Source organism: Haloactinomyces albus (assembly GCF_031458135.1).
GTDB classification, from domain to species: Bacteria; Actinomycetota; Actinomycetes; order Mycobacteriales; family Pseudonocardiaceae; genus Haloactinomyces; species Haloactinomyces albus.
Genome location: NZ_JAVDXW010000001.1, coordinates 3273543 through 3298949 on the forward strand (window position 1 = coordinate 3273543; position 25407 = coordinate 3298949).

The window sequence follows — 25407 nt, forward strand, 5'->3', positions numbered from 1 at the left end:
CGTGCGCAAGCGCGGATTGGTCGTCGGGCTGGGGGTCGCGGGCATGTCCGCGGCGATCGGGTTGCGGCAAGCCGGCTGGACACCGGTGATCGTCGAACGGGCGCCGCAGCGCCGCACGGGTGGTTATTTCGTCGGCCTGATGCCGGAGGGGAAGCGGGCGGCCGTCGACCTCGGTATCGCCGAGTATCTGCACACCCGCAATCCGCCCGAGGGTGGGAAGGCGTGGTCGCTGACCCGGCGCGGGAACCGGGTACCGGGCGTGGGATTCCTGCACCAGCGGGGCGACCCGGCGGCAGTGGTCCGCGGCGACATCGAAGCCGCTCTCTGGCGAAGCACCTGCGGGGACGCGGCGGGCGAGCCCATCGACGTGCGGTTCGCGACGACACCTGTCGAGATCGACGACACCGGCAGCGACGTGCGGGTGCTGTTCGAGGAGGCGGGTACCGGCGCGCAGTACCGCGAGCACTTCGACCTGGTCGTCGGCGCCGACGGGCTGCGCTCGCGCGTGCGCCGCATGGTCTTCGGCCCGCACGAGGACTACATGACGAAGTGGGATGCGATGGTCTGCGTGTTCCCCCTGCAGGACCAGGTACCGTCCTTCGCGGCGACGGACAGCATCATCAGCGCCCGCGCAGGCCGTGCGGTGTGGGTGTTCGGGTTCGCCGACCGGCCCCCCACCGTCCTGCTGACCTACCGCACCGAAGACACCCGGCGGGAATCCACCGGATCCACGGCCCAGCGCCTGCGCACGGTCTTCTCCGAGATGGACGACCCCGCGGTGCGGCACACCCTGGCGGCCCTGGAAGAGACGCCGGACTATCTGTTCGACTCGGTGCACCAGGTGAAGATGCCCCGGTGGAGCCATGGACGGGTTGCCCTGTCGGGCGACGCGGCCTGGTGCCCGAACCTCTACTCGGGAATGGGAGCCACAGCCGCCCTCCAAGGTGGCGCCGAACTCGGCAGGGCACTGCTGCAGTCCCCGGACGATCCTCGATACCGCCCTGACCATCTGGGAAGCACGGTTGCGCCCGCCCATCAGGAAGCACCAGCGAGCCGCACGGTTGAAGCAGCAGATGTTCGTGCCGTCGAGCCGTCCCGTCGAGGCACTTCGCTCGGTGATCCTGCGCCTCGCGTGCACAGCGCGCGAGCGAAGGTTGGCGAAGGCCCGTGCCAGAACATGGGCATGGAGCTGAACCGCGAGAACTCCAAGCCTGGAATGTGTGCAGAGTAATACGAGCACGGTGATCACCCGCGTGGTGATATTCCCCGTGGGAAACAGGAGAGGAACGCAGCAATGAGCGAGCACAGCCACTCGGAGACGTCCGCACCAGACTCTTCATGGGCACTGGTGACTGGTTCGACAAGCGGAATCGGTCACGCGACGGCGGTCGGCCTGGCTCAGGACGGCTACTCGGTCATCGTCACGGGTCGAGACCGAGACCGGGCCGCCGAGACGCGTCGGTCCATTGAGGCCACAGGAGGCCGCGCGATCGATCTGGTTGCTGACCTCGGCGATTCCGCAGCGGTGCGCGGTCTGGTGGCGCAGATGCACGACGCCATCGACGGCCCGCTCGACGTCCTGGTGCATAACGCCGGCGGCGGCAGTTTCGCGCCGACCGAGTCCACCCCGGAGGAGGTGTACGATGCGGCCTTCAACGTCCACGCCAAGGCGCCGTTCATCCTGACGGGCGCCCTCGCCCCGGCGATGGCCGAACGTGGCCGAGGGGCCATCGTCAACGTGGGGAGCTTGAGCACCTCGATGGCCCCCGCCGGCACGTGCGCCTTCCAGGCCTCGAAGGCGGCGTTGTCCATGATGACCAAGTCGTGGACGGCGGAATACGGTCCTCGAGGGGTGCGGGTCAACTCCGTCGATCCCGGCTTCATCCTCACCCCGGTGAACGAGGGCGTCCGCGACATGTACGGGACCTACCTCGCCTCGCTGCCTGCCGGACGTGGCGGAGACCCCGACGATGTCGCGAACGCTGTCCGGTTCCTCGTGTCACCCAAGGCGTCCTACATCAACGGCGTGACGCTGACCGTGGACGGCGGAAAGACCGCTGTCGTGGCTATGTGACGTGTAGCGCCGTTTCCCGTGCGCAGCTGGGCGAAATTCGTTCCGTGCGAGCTACGTGCACGTGTCGATTGTGTGGTGACGATCTTGGGTCACCGGCCCCATAGCGTTCGGGAGATCCGCGGTGCCGAGACCGCGAATCCCGGAACGGCCGAGTCGAGCAATCATTCATGGAGTATCGATGTTCCGCAATGTCGGGTGAACCGCTGTCGCCGCACTGCTAGGAGCGAAATGAACGTTCATTCCGCGCAAGGGCGGAACTCGGGCCGGCAGGCGGCACGTACCCGCCTCGGCTCGCGGTGTCGGCAGCAACGGGGTTCCATGACTGAGCGGGGACGGTCGAACAATGGACCGAGGAACTGGTGGCCGCGATCAACGATTACCGCGCGGGCGGTTTCCTGTTCTCGTCGGTCGCCGACGGCACTGACGAGAAGGAGAGGGACAGTTCCCGGTGGGCGCACGAGATCGTGCCCGCCGTGCGCGCGGCAACGAGCACTGGGTGACCACGGAATAATGCCGTGCGGACACGCACACCCTGTCCGATCGCAGCGGCTGTACGCTGCCGGCCTTTCCAGTCGGATCATCATCGGCCTGCTGTCGTGCGTAGAGGCACCGCGCGACCTGCACTCACGAGGCGTGCTGGAGCGGACGGCGCAGGAAACAGCTCACAACAGTCCACAAGCGACAGAAAGTTGGAGAAGCGATGCCTTCAATCGATGCCATCCGGGAGTTGACACGTCAGCTCGCGGAGATGTGGGGAAGCAGCCGAGTTCATCTGCCCGGAGACCGTGAGTACGCCGATGCCTCGCGATTGTGGAACGCCGCCGTGGCGGTGCGTCCCGCACTGGTCGTACGCCCCCGCAGCAGCGCGGAGGCAGCGACCGCAGTCACCCTGGCCCGGGGGGTCGGCGTTGGCCTTTCCGTACGTGGCGGTGGCCACGACTGGGCCGGCCGCGCGCTGCGCGAGGAAGGACTCGTCCTCGACCTCGAACATCTGCGCGACGTGCACATCTCGGGCGACGCGGCTCTGTTCGGCGGTGGAAGCCGCGCCGTCGACGTCGTGGAAGCTGCCGCGTCGCACGGCATGAACCTCGCCACAGGCACCGCAGGTGTCGTCGGTATGGCCGGGCTCTCCCTCGCCGGGGGGTACGGTCCGCTCACCGGCACGGCCGGCCTGGCAGTCGACAATCTACTCGGCGCCGAGGTCGTTCTGGCGGACGGCAGCCTCGTCTCGACCGACGACGATCCCGAACTGCTGTGGGCGCTGCGTGGCGGAGGTGGCAACTTCGGCGTGGTCACATCAATGCGCGTCCGCCTCTACCCCGACCGCGGCCTCGTCGGCGGCACGATCGTCTTTCCCTGGAACGAGGCACAGACCGTACTCGCCCGCTACGCGGAACTGATCGACGGCGCACCTGACGGACTGAACGTCCTGATCGAGATGACCTGGATGCCCGACCTCGGACCCTGCCTCCTCGCGGTGCCCACCTGGTCGGGGCCGCCACAGGAAGCGGAGACTGCCCTCGCCGCCGTGGAACGACTGGGCACACCGGTGGCCAACACGCTTGCCCCGACCTCCCAGAAGGATCTGCTCGCACAGTTCGATCAGCACGTCCCCAACGGGATGCACTGGGACATCCGCACCCGCACCGTCGCCACTCTCACGTCCGAGCTCATCGCACTGCTCTCCGCCTGGATCGAGGAGCGCCCAGGGCCGGGAGCGGGAATCGGGCTGCGCCCGCTCCACGGGGCTGCTGCACGTGTCGGCGCCGATGACACCGCCTTCGGCCGCCGCGACAGCCACGTCGTACTCGAGATCTCCGCCGGCCGCGGGCCGGACGAAGACCCGGAGCCGTACCGGAAGTGGGTCGACGGCGTGAGTGCCGACGTGGCCTCCCACGCCCTCCCCGGCGGCTACCCGAACTTCCTCGTCCCGGGGCAGCACGAACAGATCGCCCACGCGTACGGCAGCCACGCGGACCGGCTCGTGGCCGCCAAAGACACCTACGACCCGGACCGCGTCTTCACCGCCACCCCACTTCCCTTGCTCGACGTGCCCGCGTAACGCGCCAGCCCCGTCATGTTCTTCGCGGTCCGCAAGTGGCCTGCTCGTCGGTCCGGACCGCGTCATCGCGAGCACCGACTGCGGTTTCGGGACCTTCGTCGGCTTCGGCCGTGCCGTATGAGACATGTTCTGACAAGGAAGATTCGGTTGCTTCAGCTGAGGTCCGCGAGCCGGGAGTGCAAACGGACCAGGATGAGGAGCCCAATGACCGTGATGATCAGAGCGGCGGTGATGATCGCCGCCCATTCGCCGCCGGCCCAGAGGGGGCCGGCGAGGGCGGAGCCGATCGCGCCGCCGAGGAAGTTGCTGACGACGACTGCGGTGTTCAGCCGGCTGCGGGCGGAACCGGGCAGCGAGATCATGCAGGTCTGCGACAGCACGAGATCGGACTGGAAGCCGACGTCGAGGATGACCACCACGATGGTCAGTGCGACGATGGAGTGCTGCGCAAGCCATACCCCCACCGGGCAGACGCCCACCGATGCGAGGGCGAGGCCGTTGGCGCGCACGGGACCAGCCGCGATCGTGGTGCACACCGGGCCGACCAGGCGCGGGTAGGAGATCCGTTCACCGCGCTCGAGAGGTGGGGTGATCGCGCGCAGCACCCCGGCCAGGATGAGGGCGATGATCAGGTAGATCGCCCGCCAGCCGAGCAGGTCGGCGACCAGGCCTTCCCCCGCGCGGGGCGGGAAGTACCGTCGAATGCATGACACCCGCTTGGACGTCCTGGCAGCCGACCAGCTCGGGTGGGCGGTCCACCCGCACGCGCAGGAGGCCGAGGGCGGCACGTTCAACCCCCTGAAGTTCCAGCTCCTTGACCCGCGAGCACTGACGTTCTACCGGGAGTGGGAGCTGTCCACGAACAACGCGGTCGCGTTGTTGCGCGCCGCGGCCGGACGCGACCCCGGGGACGAAGGCATCATCCAGCTCGTCGGTGAGCTGTCCACGCACAGCGAGCGTTTCCGGCAGTTGCGGGCCTGCTCGCATAACGTGCTGCGCTCCCGCGAAGGCGTCAAGAGATACCGGCACCCTCTGGTGGGCGAGATCGATTTCGATTTCGCGTCGTTCGACGTGTCCGGCGAGCCCGGCTTGCGAGGGCAGGCCTTCGATACGACCACTCATCACCAATCCCGATGGGAGTGAAGTTGGCGACAACGCTAGTCAACGCCCGGATCTTCGACGGCAGCACGGTGCGGCAAGAACGATCCCTCACCATGAACGACGGAGTGATCACTGCGATCGGCTCCGAGCCCGCCGCCCTCGACACGGTCGTGGACGCCGGTGGCGCAATGGTGCTGCCCGGTTTGATCGACAACCACGTCCACACCACTGTCGAGGAGTTGGGCACTGCGCTGCGATTCGGGGTTACTACCGCGCTCGAGATGCAGGGGTCCTGGACCCCGAGCAGCGTGCGGCCGTCGCCGCCGATCCCGAGGTCGCAGACCTCAGGTCGTCCCTCACCGGCCTCATGGCGAAGGACGGTCACCCCAGTCAGATCATCAAGGCTCACGACAGTCCGCACGGTGACGGGTGGTCGATGCCCTCAGCGTCCACACCGGACGAAGCCGCGTCACTGGTCGCGGCACAGGTGGCCGACGGCGCGGACTGCATCAAAGTGATGATCGAAGAGGGCACGGTCCCGGTGCATCCAGGACTTCCGGTGATGACGACCGACACGCTCCGTGCCGGCGTCGACCAGGCGCACCAACTGGGGAAGACGGTCATCGCTCACGCGATGACCGTCAAGGCCACAGAGCAAGCGTTCATCACGAGATGCAGCTGCTCGTCGGGACCGGGCGGCCGGTGGGCCTCCTGCCTGACCGCGAAGCGGTGAGGGTCGTCGCCTGGCTCGCCGAACGTCCTGGGATCGAGGTGATCTGCCGCATCCTTGAACGTGGATGCCGGGGCCGTGCCGGGAGCGCCCCTGCGCCCGCTGCGCGACTCGATGCCGGGGGACCTTGACCGCCTTGGCGAACTCGGCGTCGAACCGCTCTTTGCCGAGGGCGCGGCCGGGGCTGCTGGTCGGCGTGCGGCGATGTCAGCTCCGGGCCCGAGGGCGTCCCCCCTCGGGATCGTCACTTCCTGCGCTCATCAGAATCGCGCTCGCGACGACGTCGAAGAGGCGATCGGCGCGTGGCGCGAGCGAGGGTTGATCGCCGAGCCACGCGAGCGTGGCCACCAGCGCGAACAGATCCGTGCCGTCAATGTCGGTCCGCGCTACGCCCGCGTCCTGGGCACGGGTGAGGAGCCGCGCGCCGGCGGCGCGCATGGTAGAGCACGACGCATGGAGCGCGGATTCGGTGTCCTCGATGGCGGCGGCCATCAGCGATGTCGCGCCTCGGTACTCGGTTGCGCACGCGACACAGTCGCGTAGCCAGCAAACGAGGGCGTCCTCGGGCGAGCTCGACGTCTCGAGTTCGGTTGCCTTTGCTGTCAGCTCGTCGAAGCTCGTGCGCAGCAGGGCATCGAGCAGCGCCTCGCGTGTCGGGAAGTGGCGCAACAGCGTCGCGAGCACGACACCGGCCCTGCGTGCGATGTCGCGCAGTGACACGTCGACGCCGTGCTCGGCGATGGCGGTGCCCGCTACGGCGAGCAGGTGGTCGCGGTTCCTTTTGGCGTCTGCCCGCATGGCTCCCCTTGACTATCCGAACCATTGGTCCATATATTCGCACCAGCGGTCCGCTTACTCGGACCACTGATCCGAATAAGCCTATCCCGCAGCGCAAGCAGGAGAGAACGATGCCGACACACACGATGAGGGCGGTCCGGCTCCACGAGCACGGAGGCCCTGAGGTTCTGCGTTACGACGAGGTGCCGGTTCCCGAGGTGGGGCCGGGTGAGGTGCTCGTTCGCGTGCACGCGGCCGGAGTCAATCCTCCCGACTGGTATCTGCGCGACGGGATGTCCAATCTGCCTCCGGAGACGAGGCCGACGTTCGATCTGCCCGTGATTCCGGGGACGGACGTGTCGGGCGTTGTCGAGGCCGTCGCCGCGGATGTGGACGCCTTCACCGTCGGTGATGAAGTCTTCGGCCTCCTTCGCTTCCCCAGTTTCGACGGTCACGCTTATGCCGAGTACGTGGCCGCGCCTGCCTCGGACCTCGCGCTCAAGCCGGCCGGTATCGATCACGTGCACGCCGCTGGCGCGCCGATGTCCGGGCTCACCGCGTGGCAGTTCCTGATCGAGGTCGGGCACGATCACCCCTCGCCGTTCCAGGCGGCGAAGCATCGTCCGGTGCGACTCGACGCCGACGTGACGGTGCTCATCAACGGCGCCGCGGGCGGGGTGGGGCACCTCGCGCTGCAGCTGGCGGAGTGGAAGGGAGCACGTGTCATCGCGGTGGCATCGGGCGCGCACGAATCGTTCCTGGGCGAGCTCGGCGCGGACGAGTTCATCGACTACACCACGAGCCGGCCCGAGGAACTCGTGCACGACCTCGACCTCGTTCTCGACACCGTCGGCGGCCCCGACAGCACACGCTTCCTGCGGACGCTCACCCGCGGCGGGGCCCTGTTCCCGGTGTTCTTCGGTGAGTTCGACGACGAAGAGACCGCCGAACTGGGTGTCACGGTCTCGGGTACCCAGGTTCGTTCGAACGGCGCGCAGCTCGCCGAGCTCGGACGCCTGCTCGATGCGGGCACGGTCCGCGTTGCGATCGACAGTACGTTTCCACTCGCGGATACCCGAGCCGCGCACGAACGCGCCGCACGAGGACACATCCAAGGCAAAATCGTGCTCACGATCGCTCAGGAATGAGCCGTCACCCGTCAGCCACCGCAGCACAATCCCGGTGGGAGAGGTGGATCTCGACCTTGCAGAGCAGCTCGCTGTCCGGGAGACGCTGGCACGCGACGACCACATCGTCCTCGCAAAGGTAAGCGCGCATGAACCACAGCACCTCCCAGACCGAGCGGTTGCGCCGCCCTCGGATTCAGGCACGTGGGTCGCGTTCGTTGAGCGCATCGAACTTGCGCACCTGGTTGTGCATCCGAGGACCCCACTTCGTGAAGATCGCGATAACCTCTGGTGCGCTGAGGTGCCGGTCAAGCGCTTCCTGCGAGGACCACTCCTCCAGGACGGTGACAGTGCCCGTGGTTGCGTCGTCGACACAGAATGAGATGAGGATATTGCCGGGATTCGCCGCGGCGACCGGGTAGGTGGCTCGTGCGTCGGCGATGAATTCGTCGAGGTCCGCCGGGGATACCTGGACACGTCCGGCGATGATGATCATGAGTATTCCCTGGGAGTGGAGCGTACGAGGCTGGGCATGACATGCCGCGCGAAGAAGTTGTGCCGCTACGCGTCTCGAGCCGGCCGCCAAAGGCCGCCGGCGGCCGCAGAGCACGGACAACCGCCTGAGCTCAGCACGCTAAGCTGCGTTGTTTGGGGGATCTAGGCCGTGTGAGCGTAGGTGGGATACGTGATGTAATCGGCGTCGCCGCCCTGATACCAGGTGTCCTGGTCATCCTGTGCGATGGGGAGCCCGGAACGGAGGCGTTCGACGAGGTCTGGGTTCGCAATGAAGGAGCGGCCGAAGCTGACCAAGTCGGCGCCGAGGCCGAGCCAGTGATCTGCAGTCGTGCGGTCGGTCTTCACCGGTCCCATGGGAAGTACCGGGTTGACGATGAGCGACCCGGCCCACTGACGGCGCAGCGCCACCAGGAGCTCCTCCTCGGCGGTTGCCTCGAGGTGGATGTACGCGAGGTCGTACCTGGCAAGTTCGGTCAGCAAGGCGGTGTAGAGCTCCAGGACAGCGCTTTCGCGCGACCCCCAGAACTCGGCGCCGGGGGAGAGCCGGATCCCGGTGCGGCCGGCGCCGATCGCTGCGACGGTCGCCTCGATGGCCTCGACCGCAAAGCGAATGCGGTTGGTGGTTGAGCCGCCGTAACGGTCGCTGCGTCGGTTTGCGCTGGATGAGAGAAACTGGTGGATTAGGTAGCCGTTGGCGCCGTGCAGCTCCACGCCGTCGAAGCCGGCTTCCACGGCCCGTGCTCCGGCTTGGGCATAGGACTGCGCATGCTCAGGGACTTCCGCTGTCTCCAGGGCGCGCGGAAAGGGCGGGTCTTGGAGCCCTGCGGGGGTGAAAACCTTGCCCTCCGCCGGTACGGCCGAAGGGCCGACCGGCTGGTGACCGGTAGTGTCGGGATGCCCGACGCGACCTCCGTGCATGAGCTGACCAAAGATCCGCCCGCCGTTGACGTGGACGGCGTCGGTGACCTGCCGCCATGCAGTCACCTGCTTGTCGGCATGCAGTCCCGGCGTTCCGGGGTTGGCCTGGCCCACCAGGCTGGGCTGGATGCCCTCGCTGACGATCAGGCCTGCAGTTGCCCGCTGTGCGTAGTAGACCGCCATCGAGGCCGTGGGCAGGCCGCCCTCAGCGGCCCGGACCCGGGTCATGGGCGCCATCACAATGCGGTTGGGAAGATGCAAGTCGCGCAGTTCGTACCGATCGAATAGACCAGCCATCAAGCGTTCTCTCCTTCGTGAGTCGCATTCCACTTCGGTGGGAGCGCTGTTAGGCTAGAACCTGACACTGATGTCAGGGGCAAGGTGCGTGGTTCAACTCACGGGAAGGAAGGCTCCAATGCGGATCGGTGAACTCGCCAAGGAGACGGGGGTCAGCGTGCGATCGCTGCGTTACTACGAAGAGCAGGGCCTTCTCTCGAGCCATCGCAGCGGCTCGGGGCAACGGCACTACAGCGAAGACCAGGTCGCGCGTGTGGAGTTCCTCAAACGTCTCTATTCTGCGGGCCTCTCCAGCCGCACCATCGTGGAACTCCTCCCGTGCGCTGAGTCTCCGAGCGTCGACAACTCCGACGCGGCCTTCGCGCGGATGCTGCACGAGCGCGACCGGATCAGCGACCACATCGAGAATCTGATTCGAACCCGCGAATCCTTGGACGCGCTCATCGAGGCCAATCAGGCCCACCGAGACACGCTCGCGTGTCGGTGACGCAGAACAGGTATGAGCCTCGGTAACAGAAGGGGTCTGAAACCACCCTCTCGTTCTGCTCATCGGTCAGACCGCGGCGGCGCATCGCGATGCCCCGGCGGTGCAGGATCGCGCTGACGGTACGCCGTTCGATGCCGAAATGATCGCCCAGCTCGCAGACGGTCGAGCCGGGTCGGTAGCCCTCGATCAGCTGTCGCACTTGGTCGTCGTCGAGCTGGCGGGCACGCGCTGGCCGTCGCCGCTTCGGCGCCGGTGGGGCGGGCGCCGCTAGGTCGGGCAGCTCTTGCTGCAGCACTTTCAGCGCGCTGAACTGGCCTTTTGTGTTCGAGTGAGTTCCCCCAACCTCCACCGAGCAAGAGGGCCGCCGAAACTTTCCGGCGGCCCTCTTGCTCGTGCGACTCGGCCGTTGCTGCGGGCTTCTGTAATGTGTATGAACACCCGTTGCGGTGCACTCTATGGGTATCGATATCGCTATGACATGTCTATGCGCCACCGAGGAAACATGACAGAGCACGAGCATGACGAGGTCTCGGCCCACCGTGAACAGGTCGGTGGCATGCCATTGCCGGAAGGCACTGCGGAGCGGCTCACTCTCCTTCCCGAGAGTATGCGTGAGTACGCGATCTTCTCGCTCGATGTGAACGGATACGTCGAGAGTTGGAATTCCGGTGCCGAGCGTGTCAAGGGATACCGTGCCGAGGAGATCACCGGCAGGCACTTCTCGGTGTTCTACCCGCCGGAGCAGGCCGAATCCGGTTACCCGAGCTGGGAACTGACGCAGGCCACCGAAGTGGGCTTCTTCATCGACGAAGGCTGGCGTGTGCGCGCCGATGGCAGCCGGTTCTGGGCCCATGTCGTCATCACGGCGCAGCGCGAGCGCGATGGCACGCTACGCGGTTTCATCAAGGTGACCCGGGATATGACCGAGGCCCAGGACCGGCTGCAGCGATCGAGTCGGCGATTCACCGACTTGCTCGATCTCACTCCGGTGGGGATCGGTTTGTTCGACGCCTCTGAACGCCTGTTGGATGCCAATGGTGCACTGTGCGATCTCCTGGGATACCGGCGGCGCGACGTCTACGGCTTGACCGGTGCGGACCTGCTGCATCCCGATGACCGGGCCGGGGGACTCACCCCCGAAGGGCGGGGTCCGAATGCGTCCGTGGTCGGGCAGCGGTTTCCGCAGCGGGTGTTGGCCCGCGCGGACGGCCGACCGGTGCCCTGTGACGTGCACAGCGCGTTGTCGGTGCAGGACGACGGGAGCCGCTTCTGGCTGACCTCGTTCCAGGACGTCAGCGAGCGGATTCGGCACACCGAAACACTGCATCACCAGGCCACCCATGATGATCTGACCGGACTGCTCAATCGTCAGGGCATCAACGAGCTGATCGGCGAGATGCTCGATGATGCCCCCGATTCGATGGCCGTGCTGTTCTGCGACTTCGACAACTTCAAACGGGTCAACGACTCGCTCGGCCACGAGGCGGGCGACGAGCTGCTCATGGCATTGGCCCGGCGCCTGCGGAGCGGCTTGCCGGAACAATGCAGGGCGGCCCGGCTCTCCGGGGACGAGTTTCTGGTTCTCTGCTCGGATGTCGATGCCATCGGCGGCCTGGAGGAACTCGCGACGTGGATCTCGGAGTTCCTGCGCACGCTCGTGCCCGTGCGCGGGCAGTTGGTTCAGGTGTCGGCCGCCGTCGGTGCCGCGAGATTCGATTCCTCGATCATGGACGGCGAGGATCTGTTGCGGTTCGCCGATGCGGCGATGTTCCGGGCCAAACGCCAGGGTGCCGGGCAGGTGGCACTGGCCAGTCCCGACCTGGCCACCTCACTCGGCGGGCAGCTGCGCCTGGAGGAGGAGCTGCGCGAGGCCATCACCAACGACGGTCTGTCCCTGTACTATCAGCCGATGCTCGCCCGCGACGGCTCCGTGATGGCGGCCGAAGCGCTGGTGCGATGGTTCCATCCCGAACGTGGTCTGCTCACACCCGATGTCATCCTCTCCGTGGCCGAGCAGGGTGGTCTGCTGCGCGAGCTGGACCTCCGGGTACTGCGCACCGCGCTGCGGCAGGCGATGAGCTGGCCGACGTCGCATGGTCGTCCGGTGGACGTCGCGGTCAACCTGGCCAGCCTGCTGCCCGATGATCCGGACTTCGTCGACGAGGTCACCGAGATCGTCACCAAGAGCGGGATCGACTGGCACCGCGTGGTCCTGGAGGTGGTGGAGACCTCGCTGCTGGATCTGCCCTCGCGGCCCCGGAAGGGCATGGTCGAGCTGACCGAGCGTGGGATGCGGTTCGCCATGGACGACTTCGGCACCGGCTACTCCTCGCTGGCCCGCCTGAAGGACCTGCCGATACAGATCATCAAGATCGACCGCCGATTCATCTCCGGGGTGGAAGACGACTCCGCCGACCTCGCGATCACGCGGGCCGCGGTGGACATCGGGCGAGCCATGGGGCGCACCTGCGTGGCCGAGGGCGTGGAGACCGCCAGCCAGTTCCGGATACTCGGCGAGCTCGGGATGGATACCTACCAGGGTTTCCTGTTCTCTCGGCCGGTTCCGGCAGCGGAGTTCCGCGACCTGCTGGACAGTAGCCCGTTGCCCGTGCCCGACGAGCGGTGAGTGAACCGGTCACAACAGCTGGTGCCGGTGAGCTCGTGCGGTACCTTCGACACCCGCATGACGTCGATGGCCGGATCCCACTCCCAGGTGCCGATCCGGGCGGCCCATGCGACCTCGCCGAGGACGGTCGGTCCGAGGGCACCATAGATCCGAGACGTCGAGCAGCACCGTGACGCGCAGCCGCTCGTCCGCCTCGTGCAGCCAGCTCACCGTACGCACCAGGGAACTTCCGGTCCCCCGCAGTGCGGTGAAGTCGAGCCTTCCCGCACTGCCAGGTCCATCAGCGTCTGCCCGAGCAACGCAGCAGACGAGGCTCCCTCCCACCAACCGAGCAGCCCGTTCGGTCGTACGGATCACCCTGCCGTCCGGAATGCTGAGCAGCGCAGGAGCATCCGGCAGCGGAAGGAGCCGCACCCTCTCCACTCAGCCGGAGAGCTCACCACCCTCGACGGAGCCGACCGCATCCGAGCCCTTGTGCTCCGAGGTCACCGGTATCCCTTCCGGCGCGGCAAATCGCGAGAATTATTCACATATTCTCCGTCCCCGCATCCCCTACCGCGACAGTACCGGCTTTTGCCCACCAAGATGTGCAAACAGTTTCCGCGTGGGTACACCGGATGACGGCAGAGGAGTAACTCGGCGCGCTTGCGACGCGCAGGAGGAGATACCCATGGCTTCACCCGATTCCAGCCCCGCGGCCACGCACCGCCGGATCGTGGCGTCCTATCCGCAGTACCGGCAGGCCGAACGCGCGGTGGACCACCTCTCGGACAACGGATTCCCGGTCCAGAGCAGCGCCATCGTCGCGCGTGACCTGGAACTGGTCGAGCAGGTCACCGGCCGGTACAACTACCTGTCCGCGGCAGGCAACGGTGCGGCAGGAGGCGCGGTCACCGGGGCACTGATCGGTTGGGTGTTCGGCTTGTTCACCTGGGTGGCGCCGTTGATATCCGGGCTGCTCCTGGCGCTCTACGGTGCGATCCTCGGTGCGATCGTCGGCGCCATCATCGGAATGATCGCCCATGCCATGACCGGCGGTCGACGTGACTTCAGCTCCACACCCAACATGCGAGCCGGGTCCTACGACCTGCTCGTCGACAGTGACCATGCCGACGAGGCGACGAACATGCTGAGCGCGGCAGGAGCGCCCGGTACCGGGCAGAGCACGGCGGGTTCCGAATAGACCGAGCCTGCCCGGGCGGCGATCGGCTCACGGCACGCTCGGTGTCCTGAGCGTGCCGTCGACGAGCTCGACGACCTGGTCGGCATGCTGGAGATGGCCGCGATTGTGCGTGACCATCACCGTGGCGATATCGCGGGTGCGAGTGAGGTCGTCGATCAGGTCGACGACCTCGGTGCCCCGTGCCCGGTCGAGTGCGCTGGTCGGCTCGTCGACCAGCAGCACCGGCGGCTCGTTCATCAGTGCGCGGGCGATGTTCACCCGCTGGCGCTGGCCCCCGGAAAGCTGGTGCGGGCGCCGGTCGGCCAGCGCTGCCAGCCCCACCGTGTCGAGCAGGCCGCGAGCGCGAGCCCGAGCCGTGCGCGGGGGATGCCCGGCCATGTGCGCCATCACCTGAAGCTGTTCGCAGGAGGTCAGTGCGGGCAGCAGATTGGGCTGTTGGAAGACGAACCCGATGCTGTCCCGGCGCAGCGCCGTCCGTGCCGTGCGGGACAGCGCCGTGACCTCCGTGCCGCCCACGGTGACCTGCCCTTCATCGGGGGTGACGAGAGTGGCTGCCACGGACAGGAGACTGGACTTGCCGGAGCCGGACGGTCCGATCACGGCGGTGAACCGCCCGGACTCGGCGTGCAGGGTGACGTTGTCGAGCGCGGTCAGACGGGTTTGGCCGTCGGGATAGGTCAGGGTGATGGTGTCCAGGTGCAGGCTCATCGTGCGCTCCCGAGGGCGGTGAGGGGGTCGACGGTGGTGATTCGGCGTACGGCCAGCGCGGCACCGGCCGCACCGAGCAGGACCATGACGAGGGCGGGCAGAACCGTGGTGGTGAGGTCGAGAACGAAGGGGACGGTTCCGGCCGCGGCGGCACCGGCGCCCGCGGCGATGGCCCCGCCCGCTGCCGTTCCTCCCAGCAGCAGGAGCAGTGCCTGGCCGAGCGCGTCCCGTAGCAGGTAGCCCGTCGACGCACCGAGTGCCTTGAGCACCGCGATATCGCCACTGCGCTGCACCGTCCACACCGTGAAGAAGGCACCGATGACCAGTGCCGAGATCGCGAACAGAAAGCCACGCATGAGCTGCAACGAGCCGTTCTCCGCCGTGTAGGAGCCGATGGCCCGGAGTGATTCCTGTCGAGTGACAGTGCGGGTGCCTGCTGCGGCGTCGGCTGCGGCCGTGTCGACCTCGCCGGTGAACGACAGCGCGATCACCGTGGCTTGCGCCCCACTGCCTGCGGAACCACTGCCCGTGGTCCGGGGGGCGAGTTGCTGCCAGTCGCGCAGGGACGTCCAGACGACCGGTGCGTGGCTGTAGGAAGCATCGCCTTCGACTGCGGCGATATCGACCTTCAGCGTTTTGCCCAGGGTGACTCGGTCGCCGATGCCGACGCCGAGCTCCTCGGCAGCGGTGTGGGACAGCACGGCACTGCCCGGGGCGGGGCGTGTGGCCGGCCCCGGAAATCCGGCCGGATCCACACCGAATGCCGAGACAGCGGCCGTGGTGTCACCGGCCCGTGCCCGCGTCGTGGCGATGCCCACCGGTGCCGCCGAGGCCACACCGGTGGTTTGTGCCCACGAGCGCCACTGGTCCCGGTGCACGATCGAGCCCGCGAACGAGGGGTCCTGCCCGTCGGGCGGCTCGGCGAAGGCGATGTGGTCGGCCTGCAATCCCGTGATCGCCGAGATGTTCTCCCTGCCGAGCCCGGCGGTCAGTCCGGACAGCATCCCCACGAGCACGGTCATCAACACCACGACACTGCCCACGAGGGCGAATCTGCCCCGGGCGAATCTCAGGTCCCTCCATGCGACGAACATGACGTCGACTGCTCCTCTTCGGTGGTGGCTGCGATCTCCGGCGGTACCGGAGTGCCTCCACCGTCGCCGTCACGGCCCCGCCCCGGCATCGCACGCGGGATCGCCGCAGGCTCCTTCGCGGGATGGACGCCGAATCAACCCTTCGATCGATGAGCGGCGATATCACCGGGACTACGCTGGTGCACCGGTATGGATCCGGCCAAGTTCGCCCCGGCGCTGCGCGTGCTCACAGCGTGCCTGCATCTGCTCGTCGCCTGCCTGCTCATGCTGGCCGCCCTCCGGGCGGTGCTCGATACCTCGCCGTATGTGACCGGGATCGTGGCCGCCGTGGTCCTCACCGCCGCCGTGTACACGGGTGGTGCGGTGCTGAGCACATTTCGGCATTCGACGCTCGCCGCTGCGGCGTGGCTGGCTGTGCTCAGCGCCTGCTGGCTGGTGTTGCTGGCGCTGGCCGCCGACGGTGCCTGGCTGGCCTTTCCCCTGTTCTTCCTGCAACTGCACCTGCTGCCACGGCGTATCCGGATGGTGGTGGTGGCCGCGACCACGTTGGCCACGATCCTCGGGTTCGCCTGGCATCAGCACACTCTGACGGTCGGCACCGTGGTGGGACCGGCCCTCGGGGCGGCGGTGGCCGTGGCCACGGTCCTCGGGTACGAGGCGCTGCACCGGGAGAGTGAGCAGCGCCGCAGCCTCATCGAGGACTTGGTGGCCACTCGTGCGGAGCTGGCTGCCGCGGAACGCCATGCGGGTACGCTCGGGGAGCGTGAACGGCTCGCCCGCGAGATTCATGACACGCTTGCGCAGGGCTTGTCCAGCATCGTGCTGCTGCTGCGCGCCGCGGACCGAGCCATGCCTCGGGATGCCGCGGTCGCTGCGGCTCGGGAGCACATCGACCGCGCCACGACCACGGCCGGTGCCAATCTCGCGGAGGCGCGTCGTTTCGTTCGCGCGCTCACCCAGCCCGACCTCGAACACGGCTCGCTGGCCGCGGCGCTGCACCGGCTGTGCGAGAGCGGTTCCTCCGGGGCGACCATGACGTTCCGCCGCACCGGAACTCCGGTCGAGTTGCCGACTCCGGTGGAGGTGGCGCTCCTGCGCATCGCGCAGTCGGCGGTGAGCAACGTCGAGCGGCATGCCGTCGCCGACCGGGTGGAGGTGACGCTGAGCTACTTCGATGGCGCGGTCGCGGTCGATGTCGTCGACGACGGTCGGGGATTCGAGCCCGACCGTGCTCTCTCCGACGGGACCGCGTCCGACCGCGCCGTATCCGGCAGCGCCGTATCCGGCAGTGTCGAGGCCGCTGGTGCCGCGTCCGAAGGCGGATTCGGCGTGTCGGCGATGCGTACTCGCGCCGCGGAACTGGGCGGCACGATGTCGGTGGAGAGTGCCCCGGGGAAGGGGTGCGCGGTGGCGGTGACGTTTCCCCTCGAACGGGAATGCCGGGGGGACTCGTGACGGAACCGATCCGCTTGCTGCTGGCCGATGACCACCCGGTGGTCCGTGCGGGGCTGCGCGCGGTGCTGGAGGTCGAAACCGACCTGCGGGTGGTGGCCGAAGCCTCCACAGCGGACGAGGCCGTCGAGCTCGCAGCGGGCGGGGGAGTGGACGTGGTGCTGATGGATCTGCAGTTCGGTAGCGCCTCCTCCGGAGTTCGGGCCACTACGGCGATCACGGAGCGGCCGGAGGCCCCGCACGTGCTGATCCTGACCAACTACGACACCGAGGCCGACATCCTGGCCGCCATCGAAGCCGGGGCGATCGGCTACCTGCTCAAGGACGCACCGCCGGACGAGCTGGCGGCGGGGGTGCGGGCCGCCGCGGGCGGTCAGACCGCACTGGCGCGCCGGGTCGCCACCCGATTGACGAACAGGATGCGGTCGACGGGCACCGAACTCAGCTCTCGTGAGGTCGAGGTGCTGCAACTCGTCGCAGCCGGTTTGTCCAATGCGGACATCAGTAGGCGGCTGTTTCTGAGTCGGGCCACGGTGAAGACGCACCTGGTGCACATCTACACCAAACTGGAGGTGGATTCGCGTACGGCGGCGGTGGCAGCGGCGAGTGAGCAGGGCATCATCCGGAGCTGGTGAGCATGCGCAAGCCGGGTTTGCCGGGGAGTGGACGATGTCGGCCGGGCCGCCGCGGAAAGCGGAGAGCCCGGCCGACGTGTGCGCGGGGACGGCGTGTCAGCGCGGCCGCGGTACCTCCGTGCTGGGGCCTGCGGTCGTCGCCAGCGCACTGGCGACCGTGGGAGCACGGACGAAGCGCTCGGTGACCTCCATCAACTCCAGGAGCCGATCCACCACGCGGTTTCCGGTGACCAGTACCAGCGCGATCCCGCGGCGCTGGGCACGCCAGCCCGCTTCCAGCAGGGCGACCACCCCGGCGGTGGTCAAAAACGACACGGCGGAGAAGTCCACCACCATCCTGTCGGCCGTTGTGTCGATCCGGCGGCGGAGCACGTCGGCGAATTCGTCGGCACCGGCGGTGTCCAGGGCGCCGCCGGCCGCGATCACCTGGGAACCGCTGTCGGACTGATGCACCCGCAGCCGCAGGGGGCGGTCGAGAGGCGGGTGAGACAACGGCAACGCCGGGGGCGGTCCCTGGTCGGGGATCTCCGTGGCGGCGATGTTCGACGCGTCGGCCGACATGGAATCTGAAACAGTTGCCATAAGGACTCGCTCCGTTGCAAGGATAAGGACATTCGGTCCTCTCGGAGATCGAATGTCTCAGGTCCGGATCCGCACGGTCGGTCCTCCGTGCGGACAGGGGTGGGTTTCTCGAACCCACAGCTTCACGATAGCCCTCGAAGAGTTTCTGACCAGGAGAAACAACCCGTAGTCTCACTCACAACACATATGGTGAGAGGACACCGAGATCAGCGCGTCGCTCTTGCGCTCGGTGGGGCGACAGTGCCCGTTTTCGTGCACGTGGGGTGACCGATCGGGAAGCCTCTCGAGGAAAAACCCGAGAGGAATTTACGGATGGCGAGTACTCCTTACATCGGCTTTCCCTAGATGTGGACGGTCTGCATCCCCCGCTCGTCATAGCGCTGCCCGGAGGCGACCCCACGGGGCGCGAGCTCCTCGATCGCGTCGAGGTCGGTCTGCGTGAGGATGACGTCCATGGCGGCGACGTTCTCGTCGAGGTACGTGCGCCGTTTGGTGCCGGGGATGGCCACGATGTCGTCGCCCTGGGCGAGCACCCACGCGAGCGCGAGCTGCGAGGCCGTCGCGCCCTTGCCCTCGGCGAGCTCGTGGACCCGGTCGACCACGGCCAGGTTGCGATCGAAGTTCTCGCCCTGGAACCTCGGGGCGCCACGACGCCAATCGTCGGACGGGAGGTCGTCGATGCTGCGGATCGTGCCGGACAGGAAGCCGCGTCCCAAGGGGGAGTAGGCGACGAACCCGATGCCGAGCTCCCGGCAGGTCGCCAGTACTCCGTTGTCCTCGGGCTCACGGCTGAACAGCGAGTACTCCGTCTGCACCGCCGTCACCGGGTGGGTGGCGTGCGCCGCGCGGATCGACTCCGGTGACGCCTCGGAGATACCCAGGTAGCGGACCTTGCCCGCCTGGACCAGCTCGGACATCGCGCCCCAGGTCTCGGCGACGGGAACGTCCGGATCGACGCGGTGCTGGTAGTAGAGATCGATGTGGTCGGTGCCGAGCCGCTGCAGCGAGCCGTCGATGGACCGGCGGACGTACTCGGGACGGCCGTTGACCCTTCCGGCGAGGTTGCCCTCGCTGTCGACCTCGTTGCCGAACTTCGTCGCCAGGACCACTTCGTCGCGGCGCCCTGCCAGTGCCTGTCCCACGAGACGCTCGTTGGTCCACGGCCCGTACATGTCGGCCGTGTCCAGGAAGGTCACGCCGTGGTCGAGCGCACGCAGGATCGTGGCCTTCGACTCCTGGTCGTCCTGACCGGAGTAGGCGAAGCTCATGCCCATGCAGCCGAGGCCCTGCGCGGTCACGGTCAGGCCCTGACTGCCCAAACTGCGCTGTTGCATCCGTGTTTTCTCCGTTTTGTCGTGTGGTGTGGTGCGAAGAGATCCCTTCGTACCTGTGAGGTTCCGGCAGTAGGAACTGTCGGAACCTCTGTGTACCCATGATCGCCTGTATCGATGCCGTACCGCACGAACCGGGGTGATACGGCAGGTGAATTCGGCTTCCCGCACCACGTTCGGGTCGATGATGACGGCGGACTGCCTCGATCCGGCTGGGCGATGTGTGAAGCAGCGCGGGCACTGTCCACGCAGCGGTTCGGTCGCCTGATCGGCACCGCCACCGAACAGACCACGGGGGCGATCACCGATCAGCTCGCACTGTGGCTGGAGTGCTATCGCCGGCTGCTGGCGGACGATGCCACCAGCATGACGGGCAGCAGCGTCGATGCGGAAGCCGGTTTCCGCCGCTGGGCTCTGTGCGTGTCCGGGCCCTGGAACAAGGCCGAGCTGTCGTCTCGGAAGAGCAATCCAAGCCGCTGTGACCTCGCCCCTGGGAGGTGAAGTCAAGAAAATCGGTCGTTCATCACGTGTGTCGCTTGTCACGATGGTGGATCGAGGGCAGAGTCAAGGGGACCGACACGACCAGGCACAGAAGAGGTGTTGGTATGTCCTCGACGACTGAGATGGGGGACGTTCTGCGTGCGCTCGCGCAACTGCGTACCGGAGTCGACGGCCTGCACGCCCGCTACGGCGACGTTCCCATGGTGCGCCGTATCGACAACGATCTGGAACGACTGGAGATCGATGTCTCCGAGCTGTCCACCGCCGCGCCCGCACCGCCACCTCAGCGAAGCGCACGGCATTCCACACGGGCGAGCTCGGGGAAAGCGGAGCAGCAGGATGTGGTCGAGGTGCCCGACACGCCGTACGACCCCTCCCTGTGGCGCGACGTCGACGACGAAGGAGTGGGCGGCAGACAACCACACGATCGCTGATACGTCCGAACGACAACGAGGTCTGTGATGTCCGCTCCCACCACCACCGCCGCCGGCCGTGCACGGCTGTCCGTACGCACCCTGCGCACCGACCGGTGGTGGCTGCCACCGTTGGCCACGTTCCTCGGCCTGTCGGCGTTCGTGGTGTACGGCCTGGTCCGCACGTTCATGAACCAGTGGTACTGGGTACCGGAATACCACTACCTGGCGCCGTTCTTCTCGCCGTGCCTCAGTGACAGCTGCGTGCCGGGGTCGAGCCACTTCGGTACGCCGATTCCCGCGCTCCCGTCGTGGATTCCGCCGCCGGTGTTCGTGCTGCCGTTCGTGCTCGGATTCCGTCTGACCTGCTATTACTATCGCAAGGCCTATTACCGTTCGTTCTGGGCGTCACCGCCTGCCTGCGCCGTCACCGAACCGCACAGCCGCTATACCGGTGAGACACGGTTGCCGCTGATCCTGCAGAACGTGCACCGGTACTTCTTCTACGCGGCGATCCTGGTCGCCGCGATCCTCACCTACGACACGGCGATCGCCTTCCAGGGACGTGCCGGGGGCTTCGGGATCGGACTGGGCACCATTCTGATGGTGATCAACGTGGTGCTGCTGTGGCTGTACACGCTCTCCTGCCACTCCTGTCGCCACCTCGTCGGCGGCCGGATCAACCATTTCTCCCGGCATCCGGTGCGGTACTGGATGTGGACGAAGGTGAGCAGGCTCAACGGCAGGCACATGCAGTTGGCCTGGGCGTCGTTGATCTCGGTGGCGCTCGTGGATCTGTACGTGATGCTCATCGCCGCCGGCGCCTTCGCGGACCCCAGATTGCTCAACTAAGCAGCGCACGCGCACACACATCGCAGGCGCACCGGCCCGAATACGGCACGGACACCCGAATACGACAGGCACAACCCGCGAGGAGTCGAGACACGACATGGTGGAGATCGAACGGCACGACTACGACGTGATCGTGATCGGTGCCGGAGGTGCGGGCCTGCGTGCCGCGATCGAGACACGGATGCGGGGACTGCGCACCGCGGTGGTGTGCAAGTCCCTGTTCGGCAAGGCCCACACGGTGATGGCCGAAGGCGGCATCGCGGCGTCGATGGGCAACGTGAACTCCCGCGACGACTGGCAGGTGCACTACCGCGACACCATGCGCGGCGGGAAATTCCTGAACAACTGGCGCATGGCCGAGCTACATGCCAAGGAGGCCCCACAGCGGGTCTGGGAACTGGAGACCTACGGAGCACTGTTCGACCGCACCGGGGACGGACGGATCAGTCAGCGCAACTTCGGCGGCCACGAGTACCCGAGGCTCGCGCACGTCGGTGACCGCACCGGGCTGGAGCTGATCCGTACGCTGCAGCAGAAGATCGTCTCCCTGCAGCAGGACGACTACACCGAGCACGGCGATTACGAGGCGCGTCTGCGGGTGTTCGCCGAGTGCACCGTGACCGAACTGCTGCTCGATTCCGGTCGAATCGCGGGTGCTTTCGGCTACTGGCGGGAGAACGGCCGGTTCATCCGGCTGCACGCGCCGGTGGTCGTGCTGGCCACCGGCGGCATCGGCAAGTCGTTCAAGGTCACGTCGAACTCCTGGGAGTACACCGGCGATGGGCATGCGCTTGCGCTGCGCGCGGGCGCTTCGCTGATCAACATGGAGTTCGTGCAGTTTCACCCGACGGGGATGGTCTACCCGCCCAGTGTCAAGGGCATCCTGGTCACCGAGTCCGTGCGGGGCGACGGCGGTGTGCTGCGCGACTGCGAGGGCCGCCGATTCATGTTCGATTACATCCCCGAGGTGTTCAAGGACTCCTACGCCGACAGCGAGCAGGAGGCCGACCGCTGGTACTCCGATCCGGACAGCAACCGGCGACCGCCCGAGCTGCTGCCGCGTGACGAGGTGGCGCGGGCGATCAACAACGAGGTCAAGGAGGGCCGTGGTACCCCGCACGGCGGGGTGTACCTGGATGTGGCCAGCAGGTTGTCGACCGAGGAGATCAAGCGGCGGTTGCCGTCCATGCATCACCAGTTCAGGGAACTCGCCGATGTGGACATCACCGCGGAGAAGATGGAGGTCGGTCCGACCTGTCACTACGTGATGGGCGGGGTCGAGGTCGATCCGGACACGGCCGCCTCCCGAGTGCCGGGTCTGTTCGCCGCCGGAGAGGTGGCAGGAGGAATGCACGGCTCCAACCGGCTCGGTGGGAACTCGCTGTCCGATCTGTTGGTGTTCGGCAGACGGGCCGGACTCGGTGCGCAGGAGTACCTGCAGCAGCTCGGGGCGAACCGGCCGGAGGCCTCGCAGTCGGACGTGGACGCGGCGGCGCGGCGTGCGCTGGCGCCGTTCGACGCCGGTGAATCCGCCACGGCGGAGAACGCCTACACGCTGCACGCCGAACTGCAGCAGGTCATGAACGATCTGGTCGGCATCATCCGGCGTGAGGACGAGATCCGGTCGGCGCTGGAGCTGCTGGCCGACCTCAAACGCCGGGCGGGCGACCTCGCGGTGCTGGAGGGCAACCGGCAGTTCAATCCCGGCTGGCACCTCGCCTTGGACATGGCCAACATGCTGCTGGTCAGCGAGTGTGTCGCGAAGGCGGCTGTGCGCCGTACGGAGAGTCGCGGCGGCCACACGCGGGACGATCACCCCGAGATGGATCCGACGTGGCGACGCACGTTGCTGACGTGCTCCTGGCGCCAGGACGAGATCGAGGTCACCGATCAGGAGCAGACACCGATACGGGAGGACCTGCTCGGGCTCTTCGAGCTCGAGGAACTGCGCAAGTACTTCACGGAGGACGAACTGGCCGGACTCCGGGACGGTTCACCGCCGAAAGCCGTGAGTCACGAGCCGTGAGCGTGAGTCGCAAACCGCGAGCCGCCAGACCGTGGAGGAGGAAGGACCGGCGTAATGGGATACCAGGCACATTTCCGGGTGTGGCGCGGCGATGCCGACTCCGGTGGGCTGCGTGATTACACCGTCGAGGTCAACGAGGGGGAGGTCGTCCTCGACATCCTGCACCGATTGCAGGCCACCCAATGCCCGGACCTGGCGGTGCGGTGGAACTGCAAGGCCGGAAAGTGCGGTTCCTGTTCGGCCGAGGTCAACGGGCGTCCGAGGCTGACGTGCATGACGCGGATGTCGACGTTCACCGAGGGCGAGACGGTCACCGTCACGCCGATGCGCACGTTTCCCGTCATCAAGGATCTCGTGTGCGACGTGTCCTACAACTACGTCAAGGCCAGGGAGGTGCCGTCCTTCCGACCTCCGGAGGGCGTGGAGCCGGGGGAGTACCGGATGCAGCAGGTGGACGTGCAGCGCTCCCAGGAGTTCCGCAAGTGCATCGAGTGCTTCCTGTGCCAGGACACGTGCCACGTCATCCGCGATCACGAGGAGAACAAGGAGGCCTTTTCCGGCCCCCGCTATCTGATTCGTGTCGCCGAACTGGAGATGCATCCGCTGGACAGCCACGAACAGGCCGGAGGTGACCGCGCCGAGGAGGCGCGTGGTGACCACGGTCTCGGCCTGTGCAACATCACCAAGTGCTGCACCGATGTCTGTCCCGAGCACATTCGGATCACCGACAACGCACTGATCCCGTTGAAGGAGCGCGTCGCCGATCGCCGCTACGACCCGATCCTGCGGTTCTTCCGCCGCAAGCAGGACTGAGTCGGAACAGCGCGGGATTTTTGCAGTTTCGCGCGAAACTGCAAAAATCCCGCGCTGTCGAGGGGCGTGCGCACGCTCCGTCGGCTGAGTGCCCGCGTTGTCAGGTCAGCTTGATCTGGCGGTTCACGTCCTTGTAGAGCAGGTACCGGAACTTGCCCGGTCCGCCTGCATAGCAGGCCTGCGGGCAGAAGGCCCGCAGCCACATGAAGTCGCCCGCTTCGACCTCGACCCAGTCGTCGTTGAGCCGATACACCGCCTTGCCCTCGAGCACGTAGATACCGTGCTCCATCACGTGCGTTTCGGCGAACGGAATGACGGCACCGGGCTCGAAAGTCACGATGTTGACGTGCATGTCATGGGCGAGATCGTCCGGGTCGACGAACCGTGTGGTCGCCCAGGTTCCGTTCGTGTCGGGCATCGGCGTGGGCTCGATGTCCTGTTCCTGAACGGCGAACGCCTTGGGGGTGTACCCCTCGAGCGGCTCGTATGGTTTGCGGACCCACTGGAAACATGCCCGCTCGTCGGACTCGTTGGCCACCGACCAGTTCGCCCCGGCCGGGAGGTAGGCGTACCCGCCGGGCGTGAGGTGGTGATTTTCCCCCTCGATGGCCACGTGCAGGTTACCTTCGAGGAGAAAGAGCACGGACTCGACGCCGCTTTCGGGCTCGGGCTCCGTGCTCCCGCCACCGGCCGATACCTCGACGATGTACTGCGCGAACGTGGTGGCGAAGCCCTGGACGGGCTTGGCGAGGATCCACGCGCGCGTACGGTTCCAGCCCGGCAGGTTACTGGTCACGATGTCGCGTAGTACGCCACGAGGGATGACCGTGTACGCCTCGGTCACGACGGCGCGATCGGTCAGCAGCGTGGACTGCGAGGGAAGGCCACCCTCGGGGGCGTAGTACGTCGGCTCGCTCAACGGGAACTCCTGTCCTGCTCGTGACGAATCCACGTGCTGCCGGGTGCGGTGCCACCGCCAGGGCGCATCGCGCACGGGATACTGCGACACAAGCAGGGTAGACGACCTGACCTCCTGGAGTACACCTTTTGTTGAAGTTGCTGCTGAGGAGGCTGCGAAAGAGGATGGTTGCACATCCTTGCC

The 25407-nt window shown here is 67.0% G+C and carries 26 protein-coding genes and 1 pseudogene; 17 read left to right on the plus strand and 10 right to left on the minus strand.

All coding sequences use genetic code 11. From position 1 onward, the window contains the following. Position 1: 1 nt before the first annotated feature. The 4 genes and pseudogenes from JOF55_RS15515 (at position 2) to JOF55_RS15530 (ending at position 4136) form a co-directional block, all read left to right on the plus strand. A pseudogene (locus JOF55_RS15515) lies at positions 2-1193 on the plus strand (FAD-dependent monooxygenase). 101 nt (positions 1194-1294) lie between these two features. After that, positions 1295-2074 (plus strand): SDR family NAD(P)-dependent oxidoreductase, encoded by a 780-nt coding sequence (locus tag JOF55_RS15520; protein ID WP_310274885.1) that lies wholly within the window; start codon positions 1295-1297, stop codon positions 2072-2074. Between the two features lie 359 nt (positions 2075-2433). After that, complete coding sequence (locus tag JOF55_RS15525; protein ID WP_310274887.1) at positions 2434-2574, plus strand: hypothetical protein; 141 nt, start codon at positions 2434-2436, stop codon at positions 2572-2574. A 200-nt stretch (positions 2575-2774) separates the two neighbouring features. Further along, a complete protein-coding gene (locus JOF55_RS15530; RefSeq protein ID WP_310274889.1) occupies positions 2775-4136 on the plus strand; it encodes an FAD-binding oxidoreductase in 1362 nt (453 codons plus the stop codon). 152 nt (positions 4137-4288) lie between these two features. Here the strand turns inward: JOF55_RS15530 and JOF55_RS15535 are convergent, their stop codons facing one another. Next, the gene (locus JOF55_RS15535) at positions 4289-4849 is read right to left on the minus strand and encodes an MFS transporter (protein ID WP_310274892.1); all 561 of its coding nucleotides are present in this window, start codon (positions 4847-4849) and stop codon (positions 4289-4291) included. Between JOF55_RS15535 and JOF55_RS15540 the strand changes: the two genes are divergently transcribed. Together JOF55_RS15540 and JOF55_RS15545 are read left to right on the plus strand one after the other, a co-directional pair. Beyond that, the gene (locus JOF55_RS15540) at positions 4839-5279 is read left to right on the plus strand and encodes an MmyB family transcriptional regulator (RefSeq protein WP_310274894.1); all 441 of its coding nucleotides are present in this window, start codon (positions 4839-4841) and stop codon (positions 5277-5279) included. The two genes, JOF55_RS15535 and JOF55_RS15540, sit on opposite strands and share 11 nt — an antisense overlap. A 325-nt stretch (positions 5280-5604) precedes the next feature. Then, positions 5605-5970: an amidohydrolase family protein gene (locus JOF55_RS15545; protein WP_310274896.1), complete on the plus strand. Its 366-nt coding sequence runs from the start codon at positions 5605-5607 to the stop codon at positions 5968-5970. 204 nt (positions 5971-6174) lie between these two features. Here JOF55_RS15545 and JOF55_RS15550 read toward each other — a convergent pair whose 3' ends face one another. Continuing rightward, complete coding sequence (locus tag JOF55_RS15550) at positions 6175-6765, minus strand: TetR/AcrR family transcriptional regulator (RefSeq protein WP_310274898.1); 591 nt, start codon at positions 6763-6765, stop codon at positions 6175-6177. 110 nt (positions 6766-6875) lie between these two features. Between JOF55_RS15550 and JOF55_RS15555 the strand changes: the two genes are divergently transcribed. Beyond that, positions 6876-7892 (plus strand): NADP-dependent oxidoreductase, encoded by a 1017-nt coding sequence (locus JOF55_RS15555; RefSeq protein ID WP_310274899.1) that lies wholly within the window; start codon positions 6876-6878, stop codon positions 7890-7892. A 4-nt stretch (positions 7893-7896) separates the two neighbouring features. Here the strand turns inward: JOF55_RS15555 and JOF55_RS15560 are convergent, their stop codons facing one another. The 3 genes from JOF55_RS15560 to JOF55_RS15570 form a co-directional block, all read right to left on the minus strand. Next, on the minus strand, positions 7897-8022 hold the full coding sequence (locus JOF55_RS15560) for a hypothetical protein (protein WP_310274901.1): 126 nt from the start codon (positions 8020-8022) through the stop codon (positions 7897-7899). 45 nt (positions 8023-8067) lie between these two features. Then, positions 8068-8367 (minus strand): putative quinol monooxygenase, encoded by a 300-nt coding sequence (locus tag JOF55_RS15565; protein WP_310274903.1) that lies wholly within the window; start codon positions 8365-8367, stop codon positions 8068-8070. Positions 8368-8528: 161 nt separating this feature from the next. Further along, positions 8529-9602 carry an alkene reductase gene (locus JOF55_RS15570; RefSeq protein ID WP_310274905.1) on the minus strand — a complete coding sequence of 358 codons (1074 nt, stop codon included), beginning with the start codon at positions 9600-9602 and terminating at the stop codon, positions 8529-8531. A 118-nt stretch (positions 9603-9720) separates the two neighbouring features. Between JOF55_RS15570 and JOF55_RS15575 the strand changes: the two genes are divergently transcribed. The 3 genes from JOF55_RS15575 (at position 9721) to JOF55_RS15585 (ending at position 13898) form a co-directional block, all read left to right on the plus strand. After that, on the plus strand, positions 9721-10089 hold the full coding sequence (locus JOF55_RS15575) for a MerR family transcriptional regulator (protein WP_310274907.1): 369 nt from the start codon (positions 9721-9723) through the stop codon (positions 10087-10089). A gap of 502 nt (positions 10090-10591) precedes the next feature. Beyond that, positions 10592-12715 (plus strand): putative bifunctional diguanylate cyclase/phosphodiesterase, encoded by a 2124-nt coding sequence (locus tag JOF55_RS15580; protein ID WP_310274909.1) that lies wholly within the window; start codon positions 10592-10594, stop codon positions 12713-12715. Positions 12716-13385: 670 nt separating this feature from the next. Then, positions 13386-13898, plus strand: coding sequence for a general stress protein (locus JOF55_RS15585; RefSeq protein ID WP_310274911.1), 513 nt, complete (start codon positions 13386-13388; stop codon positions 13896-13898). 27 nt (positions 13899-13925) lie between these two features. On the opposite strand, the gene JOF55_RS15590 is transcribed toward JOF55_RS15585, so the two are convergent. Together JOF55_RS15590 and JOF55_RS15595 are read right to left on the minus strand one after the other, a co-directional pair. Continuing rightward, positions 13926-14606, minus strand: a complete 681-nt coding sequence (locus JOF55_RS15590) for an ABC transporter ATP-binding protein (RefSeq protein ID WP_310274913.1) — start codon at positions 14604-14606, stop codon at positions 13926-13928. Further along, positions 14603-15700: an ABC transporter permease gene (locus JOF55_RS15595; protein ID WP_310274915.1), complete on the minus strand. Its 1098-nt coding sequence runs from the start codon at positions 15698-15700 to the stop codon at positions 14603-14605. The genes JOF55_RS15590 and JOF55_RS15595 overlap by 4 nt, the downstream gene beginning before the upstream one ends. Positions 15701-15889: 189 nt before the next feature. On the opposite strand from JOF55_RS15595, the gene JOF55_RS15600 reads away from it, so the two are divergent. Further along, on the plus strand, positions 15890-17155 hold the full coding sequence (locus JOF55_RS15600) for a sensor histidine kinase (RefSeq protein ID WP_310274917.1): 1266 nt from the start codon (positions 15890-15892) through the stop codon (positions 17153-17155). Then, positions 17137-17787 (plus strand): response regulator, encoded by a 651-nt coding sequence (locus JOF55_RS15605; RefSeq protein ID WP_374727287.1) that lies wholly within the window; start codon positions 17137-17139, stop codon positions 17785-17787. The genes JOF55_RS15600 and JOF55_RS15605 overlap by 19 nt, the downstream gene beginning before the upstream one ends. A 96-nt stretch (positions 17788-17883) precedes the next feature. Here the strand turns inward: JOF55_RS15605 and JOF55_RS15610 are convergent, their stop codons facing one another. Together JOF55_RS15610 and JOF55_RS15615 are read right to left on the minus strand one after the other, a co-directional pair. Further along, positions 17884-18369, minus strand: coding sequence for an STAS domain-containing protein (locus JOF55_RS15610; protein ID WP_310274921.1), 486 nt, complete (start codon positions 18367-18369; stop codon positions 17884-17886). A 341-nt stretch (positions 18370-18710) separates the two neighbouring features. Further along, positions 18711-19703: an aldo/keto reductase gene (locus JOF55_RS15615; RefSeq protein WP_310274924.1), complete on the minus strand. Its 993-nt coding sequence runs from the start codon at positions 19701-19703 to the stop codon at positions 18711-18713. A gap of 114 nt (positions 19704-19817) precedes the next feature. Between JOF55_RS15615 and JOF55_RS15620 the strand changes: the two genes are divergently transcribed. From JOF55_RS15620 to JOF55_RS15640, 5 genes are all read left to right on the plus strand, one after another. Continuing rightward, positions 19818-20201 carry a type II toxin-antitoxin system PemK/MazF family toxin gene (locus JOF55_RS15620; protein ID WP_310274925.1) on the plus strand — a complete coding sequence of 128 codons (384 nt, stop codon included), beginning with the start codon at positions 19818-19820 and terminating at the stop codon, positions 20199-20201. Between the two features lie 104 nt (positions 20202-20305). After that, positions 20306-20635, plus strand: a complete 330-nt coding sequence (locus tag JOF55_RS15625; protein ID WP_310274927.1) for an Rv0250c family protein — start codon at positions 20306-20308, stop codon at positions 20633-20635. 27 nt (positions 20636-20662) lie between these two features. After that, on the plus strand, positions 20663-21466 hold the full coding sequence (gene sdhC / locus JOF55_RS15630) for a succinate dehydrogenase subunit SdhC (protein WP_310274929.1): 804 nt from the start codon (positions 20663-20665) through the stop codon (positions 21464-21466). A 97-nt stretch (positions 21467-21563) separates the two neighbouring features. Then, positions 21564-23492 (plus strand): fumarate reductase/succinate dehydrogenase flavoprotein subunit, encoded by a 1929-nt coding sequence (locus JOF55_RS15635; RefSeq protein ID WP_310274931.1) that lies wholly within the window; start codon positions 21564-21566, stop codon positions 23490-23492. A gap of 54 nt (positions 23493-23546) precedes the next feature. After that, positions 23547-24305, plus strand: coding sequence for a succinate dehydrogenase/fumarate reductase iron-sulfur subunit (locus JOF55_RS15640; protein ID WP_310274933.1), 759 nt, complete (start codon positions 23547-23549; stop codon positions 24303-24305). 100 nt (positions 24306-24405) lie between these two features. Here the strand turns inward: JOF55_RS15640 and JOF55_RS15645 are convergent, their stop codons facing one another. Beyond that, positions 24406-25224, minus strand: coding sequence for a bifunctional allantoicase/(S)-ureidoglycine aminohydrolase (locus tag JOF55_RS15645; RefSeq protein ID WP_310274935.1), 819 nt, complete (start codon positions 25222-25224; stop codon positions 24406-24408). Positions 25225-25407 lie beyond the last annotated feature (183 nt).

What these genes read in the sequence shown, in the direction of transcription:
- JOF55_RS15520 (WP_310274885.1), top strand. Translation starts at nt 1,295, where the DNA reads ATGAGCGAGCACAGCCACTCGGAGACGTCCGCACCAGACTCTTCATGG.
- JOF55_RS15530 (WP_310274889.1), top strand. Translation starts at nt 2,775, where the DNA reads ATGCCTTCAATCGATGCCATCCGGGAGTTGACACGTCAGCTCGCGGAG.
- JOF55_RS15540 (WP_310274894.1), top strand. Translation starts at nt 4,839, where the DNA reads ATGCATGACACCCGCTTGGACGTCCTGGCAGCCGACCAGCTCGGGTGG.
- JOF55_RS15545 (WP_310274896.1), top strand. Translation starts at nt 5,605, where the DNA reads ATGGCGAAGGACGGTCACCCCAGTCAGATCATCAAGGCTCACGACAGT.
- JOF55_RS15550 (WP_310274898.1), bottom strand. Translation starts at nt 6,765, where the DNA reads ATGCGGGCAGACGCCAAAAGGAACCGCGACCACCTGCTCGCCGTAGCG.
- JOF55_RS15555 (WP_310274899.1), top strand. Translation starts at nt 6,876, where the DNA reads ATGCCGACACACACGATGAGGGCGGTCCGGCTCCACGAGCACGGAGGC.
- JOF55_RS15560 (WP_310274901.1), bottom strand. Translation starts at nt 8,022, where the DNA reads ATGCGCGCTTACCTTTGCGAGGACGATGTGGTCGTCGCGTGCCAGCGT.
- JOF55_RS15565 (WP_310274903.1), bottom strand. Translation starts at nt 8,367, where the DNA reads ATGATCATCATCGCCGGACGTGTCCAGGTATCCCCGGCGGACCTCGAC.
- JOF55_RS15570 (WP_310274905.1), bottom strand. Translation starts at nt 9,602, where the DNA reads ATGGCTGGTCTATTCGATCGGTACGAACTGCGCGACTTGCATCTTCCC.
- JOF55_RS15575 (WP_310274907.1), top strand. Translation starts at nt 9,721, where the DNA reads ATGCGGATCGGTGAACTCGCCAAGGAGACGGGGGTCAGCGTGCGATCG.
- JOF55_RS15580 (WP_310274909.1), top strand. Translation starts at nt 10,592, where the DNA reads ATGACAGAGCACGAGCATGACGAGGTCTCGGCCCACCGTGAACAGGTC.
- JOF55_RS15585 (WP_310274911.1), top strand. Translation starts at nt 13,386, where the DNA reads ATGGCTTCACCCGATTCCAGCCCCGCGGCCACGCACCGCCGGATCGTG.
- JOF55_RS15590 (WP_310274913.1), bottom strand. Translation starts at nt 14,606, where the DNA reads ATGAGCCTGCACCTGGACACCATCACCCTGACCTATCCCGACGGCCAA.
- JOF55_RS15595 (WP_310274915.1), bottom strand. Translation starts at nt 15,700, where the DNA reads ATGTTCGTCGCATGGAGGGACCTGAGATTCGCCCGGGGCAGATTCGCC.
- JOF55_RS15600 (WP_310274917.1), top strand. Translation starts at nt 15,890, where the DNA reads ATGGATCCGGCCAAGTTCGCCCCGGCGCTGCGCGTGCTCACAGCGTGC.
- JOF55_RS15605 (WP_374727287.1), top strand. Translation starts at nt 17,137, where the DNA reads ATGCCGGGGGGACTCGTGACGGAACCGATCCGCTTGCTGCTGGCCGAT.
- JOF55_RS15610 (WP_310274921.1), bottom strand. Translation starts at nt 18,369, where the DNA reads ATGGCAACTGTTTCAGATTCCATGTCGGCCGACGCGTCGAACATCGCC.
- JOF55_RS15615 (WP_310274924.1), bottom strand. Translation starts at nt 19,703, where the DNA reads ATGCAACAGCGCAGTTTGGGCAGTCAGGGCCTGACCGTGACCGCGCAG.
- JOF55_RS15620 (WP_310274925.1), top strand. Translation starts at nt 19,818, where the DNA reads ATGCCGTACCGCACGAACCGGGGTGATACGGCAGGTGAATTCGGCTTC.
- JOF55_RS15625 (WP_310274927.1), top strand. Translation starts at nt 20,306, where the DNA reads ATGTCCTCGACGACTGAGATGGGGGACGTTCTGCGTGCGCTCGCGCAA.
- sdhC (WP_310274929.1), top strand. Translation starts at nt 20,663, where the DNA reads ATGTCCGCTCCCACCACCACCGCCGCCGGCCGTGCACGGCTGTCCGTA.
- JOF55_RS15635 (WP_310274931.1), top strand. Translation starts at nt 21,564, where the DNA reads ATGGTGGAGATCGAACGGCACGACTACGACGTGATCGTGATCGGTGCC.
- JOF55_RS15640 (WP_310274933.1), top strand. Translation starts at nt 23,547, where the DNA reads ATGGGATACCAGGCACATTTCCGGGTGTGGCGCGGCGATGCCGACTCC.